Origin of the sequence: Bordetella genomosp. 5 (assembly GCF_002261315.1) — a bacterium.
Classification (GTDB): domain Bacteria; phylum Pseudomonadota; class Gammaproteobacteria; order Burkholderiales; family Burkholderiaceae_B; genus Bordetella.
In genome coordinates this window covers 172,102-185,027 of record NZ_NEVP01000011.1, presented here as the reverse complement: position 1 = coordinate 185,027, position 12,926 = coordinate 172,102, and the positions used below count along the sequence as shown (strand labels likewise).

13 protein-coding genes and 1 tRNA gene are annotated in these 12,926 nt (G+C 68.0%); 8 read left to right on the top strand and 6 right to left on the bottom strand.

The genetic code is table 11. The annotated features are described in order from the left end of the window. Window positions 1-48: 48 nt before the first annotated feature. On the bottom strand, window positions 49-450 hold the full coding sequence (locus CAL25_RS17950) for an ATP-binding protein (RefSeq protein ID WP_249279133.1): 402 nt from the start codon (window positions 448-450) through the stop codon (window positions 49-51). Between the two features lie 192 nt (window positions 451-642). On the opposite strand from CAL25_RS17950, the gene CAL25_RS17945 reads away from it, so the two are divergent. Further along, complete coding sequence (locus tag CAL25_RS17945; protein ID WP_094802462.1) at window positions 643-978, top strand: STAS domain-containing protein; 336 nt, start codon at window positions 643-645, stop codon at window positions 976-978. A 69-nt stretch (window positions 979-1,047) separates the two neighbouring features. On the opposite strand, the gene CAL25_RS17940 is transcribed toward CAL25_RS17945, so the two are convergent. Next, window positions 1,048-2,505 carry a phospholipase D-like domain-containing protein gene (locus CAL25_RS17940; protein ID WP_094802460.1) on the bottom strand — a complete coding sequence of 486 codons (1,458 nt, stop codon included), beginning with the start codon at window positions 2,503-2,505 and terminating at the stop codon, window positions 1,048-1,050. 240 nt (window positions 2,506-2,745) lie between these two features. Between CAL25_RS17940 and CAL25_RS17935 the strand changes: the two genes are divergently transcribed. From CAL25_RS17935 to CAL25_RS17925, 3 genes are all read left to right on the top strand, one after another. Further along, window positions 2,746-2,821 (top strand) — tRNA-His (locus CAL25_RS17935). A 221-nt stretch (window positions 2,822-3,042) separates the two neighbouring features. Continuing rightward, complete coding sequence (locus CAL25_RS17930; RefSeq protein ID WP_094802458.1) at window positions 3,043-4,263, top strand: hypothetical protein; 1,221 nt, start codon at window positions 3,043-3,045, stop codon at window positions 4,261-4,263. 9 nt (window positions 4,264-4,272) lie between these two features. Continuing rightward, entirely contained in the window at window positions 4,273-4,926 is a 654-nt protein-coding gene (locus CAL25_RS17925; RefSeq protein ID WP_094802456.1) for a Vgb family protein, read from the top strand. A 52-nt stretch (window positions 4,927-4,978) separates the two neighbouring features. On the opposite strand, the gene CAL25_RS17920 is transcribed toward CAL25_RS17925, so the two are convergent. Continuing rightward, complete coding sequence (locus CAL25_RS17920) at window positions 4,979-5,869, bottom strand: hypothetical protein (RefSeq protein ID WP_094802454.1); 891 nt, start codon at window positions 5,867-5,869, stop codon at window positions 4,979-4,981. A gap of 155 nt (window positions 5,870-6,024) precedes the next feature. Further along, complete coding sequence (locus tag CAL25_RS17915; protein WP_094802452.1) at window positions 6,025-6,426, bottom strand: type II toxin-antitoxin system HicB family antitoxin; 402 nt, start codon at window positions 6,424-6,426, stop codon at window positions 6,025-6,027. A 405-nt stretch (window positions 6,427-6,831) separates the two neighbouring features. Between CAL25_RS17915 and CAL25_RS17910 the strand changes: the two genes are divergently transcribed. From CAL25_RS17910 to murI, 3 genes are all read left to right on the top strand, one after another. Beyond that, window positions 6,832-7,302 (top strand): CesT family type III secretion system chaperone, encoded by a 471-nt coding sequence (locus tag CAL25_RS17910; protein ID WP_170948530.1) that lies wholly within the window; start codon window positions 6,832-6,834, stop codon window positions 7,300-7,302. Window positions 7,303-7,312: 10 nt separating this feature from the next. Next, the gene (locus tag CAL25_RS17905; RefSeq protein ID WP_094802448.1) at window positions 7,313-8,449 is read left to right on the top strand and encodes a hypothetical protein; all 1,137 of its coding nucleotides are present in this window, start codon (window positions 7,313-7,315) and stop codon (window positions 8,447-8,449) included. Window positions 8,450-8,777: 328 nt separating this feature from the next. Next, window positions 8,778-9,617, top strand: coding sequence for a glutamate racemase (gene murI / locus CAL25_RS17900; protein ID WP_249279132.1), 840 nt, complete (start codon window positions 8,778-8,780; stop codon window positions 9,615-9,617). Here murI and CAL25_RS17895 read toward each other — a convergent pair whose 3' ends face one another. Then, the gene (locus tag CAL25_RS17895; protein ID WP_094802446.1) at window positions 9,618-11,078 is read right to left on the bottom strand and encodes a M81 family metallopeptidase; all 1,461 of its coding nucleotides are present in this window, start codon (window positions 11,076-11,078) and stop codon (window positions 9,618-9,620) included. 276 nt (window positions 11,079-11,354) lie between these two features. Here CAL25_RS17895 and CAL25_RS17890 point away from each other — a divergent pair, with 276 nt between their 5' ends. Further along, window positions 11,355-12,323, top strand: coding sequence for a Bug family tripartite tricarboxylate transporter substrate binding protein (locus tag CAL25_RS17890; protein ID WP_094802444.1), 969 nt, complete (start codon window positions 11,355-11,357; stop codon window positions 12,321-12,323). 71 nt (window positions 12,324-12,394) lie between these two features. On the opposite strand, the gene CAL25_RS17885 is transcribed toward CAL25_RS17890, so the two are convergent. After that, window positions 12,395-12,793, bottom strand: coding sequence for a RidA family protein (locus tag CAL25_RS17885; protein ID WP_094802442.1), 399 nt, complete (start codon window positions 12,791-12,793; stop codon window positions 12,395-12,397). Between the last annotated feature and the right edge of the window lie 133 nt (window positions 12,794-12,926).

The window sequence follows — 12,926 nt, the reverse complement described above, 5'->3', positions numbered from 1 at the left end:
CGGCGCGCCCCGCGTGAGGCCGCCGACGGGCGCAGCCGGCGCGCGTCTTCAGGCTGAGTGGACAGCAAGCCGCAAATGGTTCCATGGCCCGCGCCGTTCGTAGCGCAGGTCATCGAGGTAGTGGCGCATGAGGCGCACGCCGTGTCCGCCCAGATCGGCTTCGTCGAGGCTCGCCGCCAGGTCGGGCGGAGCGGTCGTGGTGGGATCGTAGGGCACGCCGTTGTCGGCGATCTCGATCACGATGCCGACGCTATCGCGCGAATATGACAGCCTGACGGCCGGCACGTGTTCGGGCTTGGCCTCGGCAAAGGCGTAGGAGAGGATGTTGGTCAGCGCTTCGTCGACGCTGAGCGTCAGGCCGAAGGTGATTTTGGGCGACCAGCCTTCGCGCTCGGCGATTTCCTCCAGCCACTGCAACGCACGCGTCACGGCGTCGGTGGCGGGGTTCATGTCTAGCGTTTCGGGCTGCTGGGGCATGGGCCGTGGGTCAGTGGTCGAAGTGCAGCCCGCAGTATGCCCTAGCGGCCAACGCGAAGCCAGTTGCGCGCAATCCGTCGGGGATGGCGCTGTCATGGGCTTCGCGTATGATGCTCCATCCTCCGGGCGGCACCCGTACCGCCCGATATCCCAACGGGAAATTTCATGAATCTCGCGACCGAAAAAAGCGGCGATGTCTTCGTCGTTGCCCCCGAAGGCCAGATCAACAGCGCCAATGCCGCCGCGGTCGAAGCCGACCTGCTCGCGCACGTCGAAAAGGGCGAGCGCAAGATCGCCCTCGACATGAGCCGCGTCGACTACATCTCGAGCGCCGGCCTGCGCGTGGTGCTGGTGCTGGCCAAGCGCCTCAAGCAGGGCGCCGGCACGCTGGTGCTGTGCGGTCTGCAGCCGCACGTGCGCGAAGTCTTCGACATCAGCGGCTTTCTCGCCATCCTGAACGTCGCCGACACGCGCGCCGACGCGCTCGCCAAGCTGGCCTGATGCACGGGCGGGCCTCGTGCCCGCCGCGCTGCCAGCACCTCCCGGCCTTGTTATGGCCGGGGTTGCGCGTCAGAGATAGGGCGTGGCCAGCCAGATCAGGCGGTTGCGCAGGCGCTTGACGAACGGCAGGCGATACAGCCGCCGCAGGCTCTCGCGCCGCCCCTGTGCGATCTGCACATCGATACGCGCGCCGATCCAGCGCGCCAGCGCCGGATCGTAGATCTCGGTATCCAGCTCGAAGTTCAGGCGCAGGCTGCGGGGGTCGAGGTTCGACGAGCCCACATACGACCACGCGTCATCCACCGTCATCAGCTTCGAGTGATCGAAGGCCCCTTGCGTGCGCCACACGCGGCAGCCGGTGCGAATCACCTGGTCGAGTTGCGCGGTCATGGCGTAGTCGACCAACCGCAGATTGTTCTTGCCCGGAATCACGATATCCACCGCCACGCCGCGGCGCGCCGCCGTGGCGAGGGCGCCGATCAAGGCCTGGTCGGGCAGGAAGTAGGGCGATTGAATCCGCACATGGCGCTGCGCCACGGCCAGCGCGCCGAGCAGCATGTTGTGCGTGCTGCCCATCGCACGGTCCGGGCCCGACGGCACGCAGCGCACGGGCACGCCGCCCGCGGCGTCGGCCTGCTCCGCCGGAAACCACGGCGTGCCCATCAGCGTTTCGTGCGTGGTGAAGTTCCAGTCGTGCGCAAACACCGACATGAGCTGGCCCACGATCGGCCCGTTGAAGGCGAAGTGCGTATCGCGGTTGGTGGCCTCATGCGAAAGCGCCGTCACGAAAGCCGCGCGCACGTTCATGCCACCGCTGAAACCCTGCATGCCGTCCACCACCAGCACCTTGCGGTGGCTGCGCAGATTGGCATAAGGCATGCGCAGCACGCCCAGCGGATTGGTCATGAATCGCGCGGTCGGCACGCCGCCCGACTTCAGCATCCGCACGATGGGCGGATGCGAATAGCGGCTGCCCACCGCATCGATCAGCACCCGCACCTGCACGCCGCGCTCGTGCGCCTCGATCAGCGCCTGCGCCATCTCGCGGCCGATCGGATCGTTGTCGAAGATATAGCTCTGCATCGCGATGCAATGTCGCGCCGACCGGATCGCGGCCAGCATCGCGGGATAGGCTTCGTCGCCGCCGTCCAGCGGGCGCACCGCATTGCCGCCGAGCAGGGGAAAGTACGTGACGCGATCGCCCAGCGTGCGCAACGACGCGAACTGCGGGCCGCTGTAGGGCACCACATTGCCCACCGTGGCCGCATCGAGCGGATCCACGTTGGCGAGCAGCGCCTCGTCGCGTTGCTGCGACACGATGGTGCGGCGAATGCGGTTGATGCCCGCCACGAAATAGAGCAGGGCGCCGAACAACGGCGAAAACAGCGCCACGCCGACCCAGCCGATGGCGGCCCGCACGTCCTGTTTGGTCATCGCCGCGTGCACCGCGGCGCCCGTCCCGGCGATCAAGCTCACCACGAACACGATATGAGGCCAATACTCTTGCAGCAGCGCTTCGATCCGCATCGTCATGATCCCTGAGTCGGAAGGGGCGGCCAGCCGGCGCCCCGCGTGGCGCGGCCAGGCTCTGAAAGGCGCCGTGCCCGGCCTTGCGGCCATGCGGCACCTGTTGTCGTGCGGCAAGGATAGCAAGCCCTGGCGGGGGCCGGCGCGACGCCGGGGCCACCCCGGTCCGATCCGGCCACTTTTTCACTCCGACTGGCGCACGTTCATGAAATCATGCTATAGTTCGATCTCTTTGCAGCGGTGGCTGTAGCTCAGTTGGTAGAGTCCTGGATTGTGATTCCAGTTGTCGTGGGTTCGAGCCCCATCAGCCACCCCAGAATTTGCGAGCAATCGCTTAAAAAAGCACTCAGGCGCGAGCCCGAGTGCTTTTTTTTTTCGTCCGTCCTTGGGGCCCTCACTGCGGGGGGGCCTTACTGCGGGGGCCCTGACTGCGGGGGCCCTGACTGATGAGGCCCTGACCGCCTGGGCCCTCACTGCGGCGGCCCTCATTGCGCGCGCCATGCTAGATTCGGCTGTCACCGTCTATTCGGCACCCTCATGGATCCGATGCTCGTGGCCGCCGCGAGGGCCCTGGCCGCCGGTGCGCCGCTCGATGCTCTCAACCAGCTCGCGGTGCGCGACGACGCCGCCGCGCTGGCGTTGCGCGGCAGCGCGCTGGCGCAGCTGGGCGATCTCGACCCCGCGCGCCGCCTGCTGCTGCGCGCCGCGCGCGCTTTTGGCCGGCACGATCCGATGGCGCGTGCGCGTTGCGAGGTGGCCCTGGCCGATGTGGCGCTCGCCGCCCGCGATCTTCAAGCCGACGCCGACACGCTGGAGGCGGCCTGCGTGCTGCTGGCCGGCCACGGCGATCCCCTGAACGCCACCCATGGCCGCCTGCTGGCGGCGCGCCGGCTCACGCTGCTGGGCCAGCCGGCCGCGGCCGCCGAAAGGCTCCGTCCGCTCGAAGGCATGCGCATGCCGCCCGCCTGGCAGGCCATGCAGGCACTCGTGCGCGCGGAGCTCGCGTTGCGTTGCGGCTGCGTCGCGCAGGCGCTGCACGCGCTGGCCATGGCGCAGGCGGCAGCCGATAGCGCGGCGATTCCCGCGCTCTCCCGCGAAGTCGCGTCCGCGCGCGCGCAGCTTGCGCTTCCCGCCGCGACCCTGCGACGCGCCGGCACCGCCACGCCGATCACGGCGGCGCAGATCGAGGCTCTGCGGGCCGAGCCGGTCTGGCTGGTGGATCTGTGCCGCGGGTCGATCCAGGCGCGCGGCAGCCAGATCGCGCTGGCATCCCGGCCCGTGCTGCTCGCGCTGGCCGTCGAGTTGGCGCAGGCCTGGCCTCGCGCCGCCGCGCGCGGCAGGCTGATCGAGCGGCTCTTTCGCATCGCGCGTCCCGACGAAACGCTGCGCGCGCGTCTGCGCGTGGAGGTGGGGCGTCTGCGCGCCCTGATGCCGCAGGGCGTGGCGATCGCCGCGCAAGGCGACGGTTATGCGCTGCGGCTGGCCGAGGGCGAGCACGCCGCCGTGCTGGCCTGGCCCGACGATGAGCCGCATGGCGTGTTGCTCGCGCTGCTGGCGGACGGCCAACTCTGGCCGAGCTCGGCGCTGGCGCTGTCGTCGGGCCTGAGCCAGCGCAGCGTGCAGCGCGGGCTCGATGCCCTGGCCGCGCGCGAACGCGTGCAGCCCTATGGCCGGGGCCGGCAGCGGCGCTGGCGCATCGCGCCGCTGCCCGGATTCGCGCCAGGATTGTTACTCCCGCCGCTCGCGCCGCCGCCGTAGGATGAAGCCATGAACACGACCTCATCCCCCACTCCCTCTCCCGCGCAGATCCTGCGCGAATATCCGTTCGCGGTGCCGACCGGTGTGCATGGCGTCACGCACGACGGCAAGCACGTCTGGTTTGCCGCCGACGACGGATTGCGTGCCTTCGACCCGGATACGGGCGAACAGGTGCGCCACTTGCCGGTCGCGGCCGATGCCGGCACGGCTTTCGATGGCAGGCATCTTTATCAGATCGCCGGCGATCGCATTCAGAAGATCGACCCGGACAGCGGCGCCGTCGTCGCTGTCGTGCCGGCGCCCGGCGGCGGGCAGAATTCCGGCATGGCCTGGGCCGAAGGCTCGCTGTGGATCGGCCGCTACGAAGAAAACCGCATCCTGCAGGTCGACCCGCTGACCGGCGCTGTGTTGCGCAGCTTGCCCGTGGCGCGGCACGTAACCGGCGTGAGCTGGGCGCATGGCGAACTCTGGCATGGCACCTGGGAGGCCGGCACCAGCGACCTGCGCCGCATCGACCCGCAGGACGGCCGCCTGCTCGAGCAGCTCGACCTGCCGGCCGGCGCCGCGGTGTCGGGGCTGGAGTTCGATGGACGCGACCGCTTCTTTTGCGGCGGCGCCAACGAGGCGGTGGTGCGCGCGGTGCAGCGCCCGCCGCGCCCCTAGCAAAAAAACGGCGCCCCACGCGCGATGCGGGGGCGCCGTTCCTGTCAGCCGTTTAGAGGTCGCGTGCGCGTCCGCCGATCGTGGCGGCAAAGCTCGCGACGAAGGCACCGACCAGCATGGACACGAAGGCCCACAGCGCGAATGCGGCGGCGGCCTTGCGGGCGGCGTCCGCGGCTTCGCGGGTCTTCTGCTCCGCTTCCTGCGCCGCGCGCTTGGCCTGTTCCTCAACCTGCGTCAGGCGCTGCTGGGCCGTCGCTTCGTCCACGCCGGCGCGCTGGGCGATCAGTTTGACCAGATAGGCGCGATCCTCGTCCGACAGCTTGCCGTTGGCGACGCTGCGCGCCAGGATGCGCGACGCTTCCTGACGGGTATCGCCCTGCGGCGCGGTGGCCGCCGGGTCGTTCGGACGCATCAGCGTGTCGGTGAAGTAGTCGAGCGAGATCGGGCCGGAGCCGGACTGCGCGGCCTGGCCGACGGCGGCGGTCGCGCCCGTCACGCCGGCACCCGCCAGAGCGGCGCCGGTCTTGGCGGTGCCCGACACGACGGAGGCCAGCGTCGAGCCGATCAGGATCAGGCCGACCACGGCGCTCAGCGCCCACACCAGAAAGCCGTGAGCCGTGTCGCGGAAGAACACTTCGTCGCGCGAAGCGCCGGTCCATTTCGTGCGCAGACGGCCCGTGATGTAGCCCGCGACGCCGTAGGCGATGATCTGGCTGACGAGCAGCCAGATGACGGAACCGATCGCGATGGCGGACGCCGACGCGCCTTCGTTCTGCCAGGGCGACATGGTAAGAAACCCGAGCCCCGTGCCGCCCGTGACCAGCATGGCGGAGACGGCGGCGGCGATGATGGCGCCGCCGATGACGGCACCCCAGGACACCGCGGAGAAGGGCGATTCGACGCCGGGCGTTGCGTAAGCCGGTACGGATTGTGAGGTCTGCATGATGTTCCCTTTGGAAGGACTCGACACTGCGGGGTGATCCCGGTCATCGCTGGCGGGGAGGCGGTCTGAACGCTTCCTGAACGCTGGTGCTGACGTTTCGCTCGGTGTTCGAGTCACTGCGCAAGGGCTCTAGCATTTATCGTACCCGCGACCCCTCAGGGTGCCCGGTGCGTGAGGGCGAGATGCGCAATGAAGCCGGAGCGGCTTTCGCCCGCGGCGCGCGCTTTCGCATCGAGTCGCGCCAGGATGCGGCGCGGCAGGGTGATATTGACGCGCTCGACCGCGTCGTCCATGACGGCGGGATCGATCTCAACGATCGCCCAGATCCAGCCGTCATAGGCGGGATCGCGCTGCAGCATCGTGATGCTGCTGGGGGAAGGAATGGGATCGCCGCTGTCGATGGCGGCCTCGATCCAGGCTTCGATCGCCTCTTTCGCGTTCTCGATCGCCTGATCGATGCCGTCGTCCGCGGCAGAGAAGCATCCCGGCAGATCAGGCACCAAGACGCCCCATGCCTGAGTGTCGCCGCCGGGTTCGATTGCGATTGGGTATTTCATGACCTTGCTCCGTTGCTCCAGTAGCCTGACGATGTCCTTGCTGTTCATGCAGTTCCTTGAGCGCTCGTGCGTTCAGCGGTGCATGATGGTGTGTATTATACACACTACGCTCGCTCAGGCGCTCTCGGCATGACTCGCCGAGCCGTCGCTGACTTGATCGGCTGTCGAGAGGGGCGTCGCAACAGTGTTCGAGGCAATGGCCTGTTTTGGGGCCGCTAGTCCTAAGTATCGGCCGGGGTCTGCCGGGTTGCGATGGGACGGAAGCGTCACCCCAAGCCATCGCGATAAATGGCAGGGGGCCGCCCGCTGCCGTCGAACGCCGATGGAACTCCAGCCCCCGCCCTGTCACTCATGCGGTTGAGCGGGCGCGCGTCGCGTGCGCTCCGATCCCCCTGGAGATGCACTATGAATACCGCCGAAGCCCGCGATACCGTCAATCGAGCCCTGGCCGCTGTCTGGGGCGAGGGCAACACCCTCGATGCGTCCGGCACGTTCGAGATCACGTCGGAAGAAGGGGTGAACGTCCTGCTCGAAGTGGCGGAAGATGAAGCGCAGTTGCGCCTCTACGCCCCGATTTTCGCCACGCCGGATGCGCTGTCGTACCGCGTGTTGCAGGAAGCCCTGACGTTGAACCTGTTCCAGCTGCCGCTCGCCGGCGCCGTGCTGGCCATCGACAGTCGCACCGGCGCGCTGGTGCTCAACGAAATCGTGCCGGTCGACGGCCTGCAAGCCGACGGTTTCGAGGCGGCCGTGCAGAAGTTCATCGGCGTCGCGATTCAGACTCAGGGCTACCTGCTGGCCGCGCGCCAGGAAGTGGAGCCGGCGCCCCCGGCCACGCCGCAGGGCGCGCCGCACATGCCCGTCGATCTGGCCTGAGGAGGACGCCATGCAGCTCGCGATCAATAAATTCGGTACGCCCATGGTGCGCGGGGGCGGCACGGTGGCGCGCAAGACGCTCAACCAGAGCCGCAATCTGGTCGGCATGGGCTCGGCCAACCGCGGCGTGCGCAGCATGCACACCGATGCCGGGCCCGGCAAGTCGCTCGCCGACCGCGCCCGCCCCTCGGGCGCGCCGGACGCCGGCCGGACGAGGCAATATCTGACGGCCCTGTGGAACGCCATCAAATTCGATCGGTACAAAAGCGAGACCAAGACGGTCATCGATGCCGACAAGCTGGGCTACACGTCGGGGTCGATCACCGAGCACAGCTACGGTATCGCCACGCTGGAGAAGGCCGCCAAATCGGCGTACCTCGACGTCAAAGGCAAGCTCGAAGCCAAGGCGCTTCAGGTCAATGTGGGCACGGGCCGGGTGACTTCGCTCGAGGTGCATGCGGGCAAGGCCACCGCCCAGACCGAAGTCGGCGTCAAGAGCCTGCACCAGACGGGTCAGGTGCGCATCAACGTGACCCTGGGCAAGACGGCAGGGTACTTCTTCATCAGCGTGAAGGATCTGATTGCCAACGCGCTCAAGGAGAGCGGGGAACAGGGCGAGCCGTCGTTGCCGACCCTGAAGAACCTGCGCGCCCAGCCCTTGAAGACTACCTTCACGGGGCAGATCGAACTGCGCGACCTGCAGAACGGCACGCTGACCATGCCGAAGTTCAATCTGGCCTACGTGCTTGACGTCTACAACGGCGAGCTCAAGGAAGGCGAAACCTTCGATCCGACCAAGCTGGTGACGCGCGAGACCAAGACCTTCGATCCCAAGCTCCACCAGACCTACCAGGACCTCGGCAGGGAGTTCGCCCGCGTGTTCAAGGAACTGCAAGAGCAGGGCGTGATGGACAAGATCGACGCGAGCTTCGAAGACGCGCTGGGGGACTGGCGCAGCGATGGCGAGGGCTACCACCCCGACACGCTGGCCACCTTCAAGCTCGACGCCTTCAAGAGCCAGGTCATGGCCAGTGTGCTCGGGCTGAAGCTGGAAAACGCCGACGCCGTGCCGATCTTCCGCCTGGCCGACCGGTACCACCGCGAGTTCGTACTGAGCCCGCCGACGCACGGCAACAACGCACTCTGACGCCGATCGCCGCCTGCCGCCGCCCAGGACGCGGCTGCAGGATCGGCGCGCCGCGCTGCGCCCGGCCTGCCATCTGAGTGGTCCGCGGCGCTGAGGACCTTTCCCGGCGCTCGCGGAAACTCCTCTAGGACACTTACGACAGTTCGCCTGCAACGCAAGCAGCCGCCGGTGCGCGCGCTGGTGCGCGATGACGAAGCCGAGCTATCTGCGATGCCCGCGGCGCGCACCAAGACACGCTGATGCCGGGGCGCGCGGCGGTCAGCCGCCCGCCAGCCCGCGAGAGTAGAATCCGCCGACATCATCGATTCTCTCGCCTCACCGCTCCACCATGTCCGACCTCATGCAACGCGGCGCCGCGCCCATCGGCGTCTTTGACTCGGGCCTGGGCGGTCTGTCGGTCGTGCGGGCGATCCGCCAGCGGCTGCCGGCCGAACCCCTGATCTACATTGCCGACTCGCGCTATGCGCCCTATGGCGAAAAAAGCGACGCGTTCATCCGCGCGCGCAGCGAGGCACTGTCGCGCGGGTTGATCGAGCGCGGCGCCAAGATGCTGGTGGTGGCGTGCAACACCGCCACCACGCACGCGATCGCGCACCTGCGCGAGCACTTCGACCTGCCCATCATCGGCGTGGAGCCTGGCATCAAGCCGGCCGCGCTGGGCTCGCGTTCCAAGGTGGTGGGCGTGCTGGCAACGGCCGCCACATTGCGCAGCGACAAGCTGCAAGGCCTGCTGGCCGCGCATGCCGGCACGTGCCGTTTCGTTTGCCAGGCCGGTCATGGGCTGGTCGAGCGGATCGAGCATGGCGAGGCCGAGGGCGAGGCGGTGGACGCATTGCTCGCGCAGTACCTGCAACCCATGCTGGATGCGGGCGCCGACAGCCTGGTGCTTGGGTCCACGCACTACGCCTGGCTGATACCCGCGATCCGCCGTCGCTTCGGCGATCGCTTCACATTGGTGGAAACGGCGACGGCCATCGCGCAGCGCGTGGCGCAACAGCTGGACCAGCATGGTCTGTCGGCCCCGTCGGATGCCGCTGCTGCTCCCGCTGCGATGACGCTCTGCACGACGGCACCGGGCGAGTCGCAACGCCTGCCGCTGCTGCGTCTGGCGCAGGGCGAGGATTTCGCGGGCGCGCAGGTCAGGGCGATCGACGTCGAACCCGTCTGATCATTCCTGCCGGATCGGCCACTTCGGCATGCGCGCCTTCGCGTAGGTCAGCAGGTCGTGCCGCGGCGTTGCCGCACCCGGCGCGCCGACGTACAGCACATGCCGCGATAGCGCCGAAAACGACGCATAGAAGTGTTGGGCCGACTTGACCACCACGATGCGCTGGGCGGCCAGATCACAGCCCAAACCCGTGAACACGTCCGTGTTGAATGCCTGCGCACGCTTGGAAATCAGCACGCACTCGATGCCCGAGATATCGATCAGGGCCGCGTCGCCCACGTCCACCGCCTCGCCGCTCTGGCCCGTCATGACGTGACCGCGTCGCAGCGCCCTGACGAGACAATCGGCGTCGACCGGCACGCCCGACAGCGGGCTGATCTTGCCGCCGATGCGCAGCGGCAGGCGCGCCCCCTCGCCCGCGGCGAACGCCATTTGCACGGCGATCGGATCCCACAGCGGCCCCAACGCCACCTTGTCGATGCCGCGTTCGATCAGGCGGTGCAGAATAAACGTCGCGTCGCCGGCGGCGCCGCTGCCGGGGTTATCCGAGCGGTCGGCCAGGATGACCGGCGCCGCGTCAGCGTGCCGCGCCGGATCCAGCGCCTGATCCAGCGCGTCGTCGATCGAGAGATAGTTGACGCGATAGCGGTCGCGGTCGGCGACGAGTTCGCCGGCGAGCTGCTGCGCCAGGCGCTCGGCGCGCGCCGGGTCGCCGTCGGCGTACACCAGCACCTTGGTGCCCATGTCGGGCACGTCGCCGGTGGCGAATCCCTGAATTGGCGAGACCGTGAGAATGCCGTCGTGGCCCTCGAGCGCCTGGACCCGATCGACGAAGGCGCGGCCGGGGTCTCGCGAGGTGTGGATCGGGATCACCATGCCGGTGTCCACCAGCGCCGCGACCGGTGCGATCTCCTTGCGAAACGTGCGCACGCACAGGTCGACCAGCTCGAGCGCGCGATCGTAGATATCGGTGTGCGGATATTCCTTGTAGGCGATCAGCAGATCGGCCTGGGCCACCATCAGCGGGCTGAGATGGGCGTGCGGATCGAGCTCGCCGCCGATGATGGCCTCGGGGCCGGCGATGTCGCGGACACGGGCGAGCAGGTCGCCCTCGCAGTCGTCATAGCCGTCGGCCACCATGGCGCCATGCATGCCGAGCAGCACCACATCCACGGGCAGCGCGCGGCGCAGATCCTCGAGCAGCTCGTCGCGCAGCGCCTCGTAGGCGGCCCGCGTCACGAGGCCGGCGGGCTGGGCATGGGCATAAAGACCTTCCAGCACCGTCCAGCCCTCGGCGCGGGCGCGGTCGCGGGCGATCAGCAGCGGTGCGGCATAGCGCGACATCTGCGCGGGGTGCGTGCCCGCCGGGTAATACCCACTCGCGTGAAAGGCGTCCAGTCCGGTGGGCAAGGGCGAAAACGTATTGGTTTCGGTGCCGATGCCGGCGCTGAAGACTCGCATGCAAAACCCCTGTTCAGGCTGCTCGGGCAGCATTCTCGTGGGCGCGCCATCCGGGCAGGGGCGCGCATCGATCGCCAGTGTGGCCCCGTGGCGGCGCCACTGACCAATGACAAAAGCGGCTGATCCCTTAACCCTGGGTTATGCCGCGACAGGCACGCTGTAGAGCTGCACGCCAGACCATAACCTCAATCTATGGTTGCCCAGCTTTTTTCATTGGACGCAGGCGGCGTCCGCCGACACCATGGCCACACCATAAAACCATTAACGGGGAAGCTCATGAAGCTCGCCATCACGCGCCGGCTGCTGGCCGCCGCCACCTTGTTCTGCGCGACCGCCGGCGCGCAGGCCGCCTGGCCGGACCGGCCGATCCGCATCATCGTGCCCTCGGCCGCGGGCGGCAGCCCCGACATTCTGGCGCGATTCATCGGTGCCGAGCTGAGCAAGCGGCTGGGCCAGTCGGTCGTGATCGAAAACCGTGCGGGCGCGGGCGGCAACATCGGCATGCAGGCGCTGGTGAGTGCTCCGGCCGATGGCTACACGATCGCCTATGGCAACAACGCCACGCTGGCGACGAACGAATTCCTGTTCAGCAAGCTGCCTTACGATCCGGCCACGCTGGTGCCCATCGTGCAGCTCACGCTCACCGCCAGCCTCCTGGTCGTGAACAAAGACCTGCCGGTCAAGACCGTGCCGGAACTGATCGCGTACGCGAAGGCGCGGCCGAACCAGGTGTTCTTCGCTTCGGGCGGCCTGGGCACCTCGGGCCATCTCGGCGGTGAGCTGTTCAAGACCGAAGCCGGTATCAGCACGGTGCACGTGCCGTACAAAGGGGGCGCGCAGGCCATGAACGACCTGGTGGGCAATCAGGTGCAGTACATGTTCGATAACTTTTCCTCGGCCGGGCCCAACGTGCAGAGCGGCGCGGTGCGCGCTTTGGCGGTCACGTCGAAAGCGCGTTCGCCAAACTTTCCGGACCTGCCCACGATGCAGGAAGCCGGCATTGCCGGCTTCGAGATCACGGCATGGGGCGCGCTCGTCGCCGCGCCCGGCACGCCGCCCGAGATCGTCGCCCGTCTCAACAAAGAAGTGAACGCCGCCCTGCAGGACGAGAAGGTCCGCGAACAGATTCTGAGCACCGGCTCCACGCCCGTGGGTGGCAGCCCCGACGATCTGCGCCGCCAGATCGAGAGCGAGCGCGTGCGCTGGGGCGACATCGTGAAGAAGAGCGGCGCCAAGGTCGACTGAGCGTCGCACGGCAAAACGGCGGCGATCCGATGTGCCCGGATCGCCGCCGTTTCATTGGCGCAGCCGTGGGCTCAGCTTCCTTGCGGCAGCTTCGCAACCACCTTGATCTCGAAGTTGAAACCGCTCAGCCAGGTCACGCCCAGCGCGGTCACGGTGGGATAGGGCGCCTCGCCCCAGAACTCCGCCGCCACCTCCCAGATGCGTTCGAACTCCTCGTGCGGATTCACCATGAAGATCGTCACGTCGACCACATCGTCGAAGCGGGCGCCCGCCGCTGCCAGGATGTCGTTCAGGTTCTTGAACGCGAGCCGGACCTGGGCGTCGAGGTCGGGTTCGGGCGTGCCGTCGGGCCGACTGCCGACCTGGCCCGATACGAACAGCAGGCCGTCGGCGCGAATCGCCGGCGAGTAGCGGTGCTTGTCGTACAGCGCGTGTCGGCCAGGCGGGAAAACTGCGTCGCGTGTTGCCATGAGAAAGCTCCTTAGGGGTGGGTGCCGGCCCGGTTGGCCGTCCATGCATCCACTGTAGAGACGGGCGCGGTCGCGATAAATGCGCAAGCGCGTCCAGCATTGTTTGTAGAATCCAAACAATCGAACCGATCAC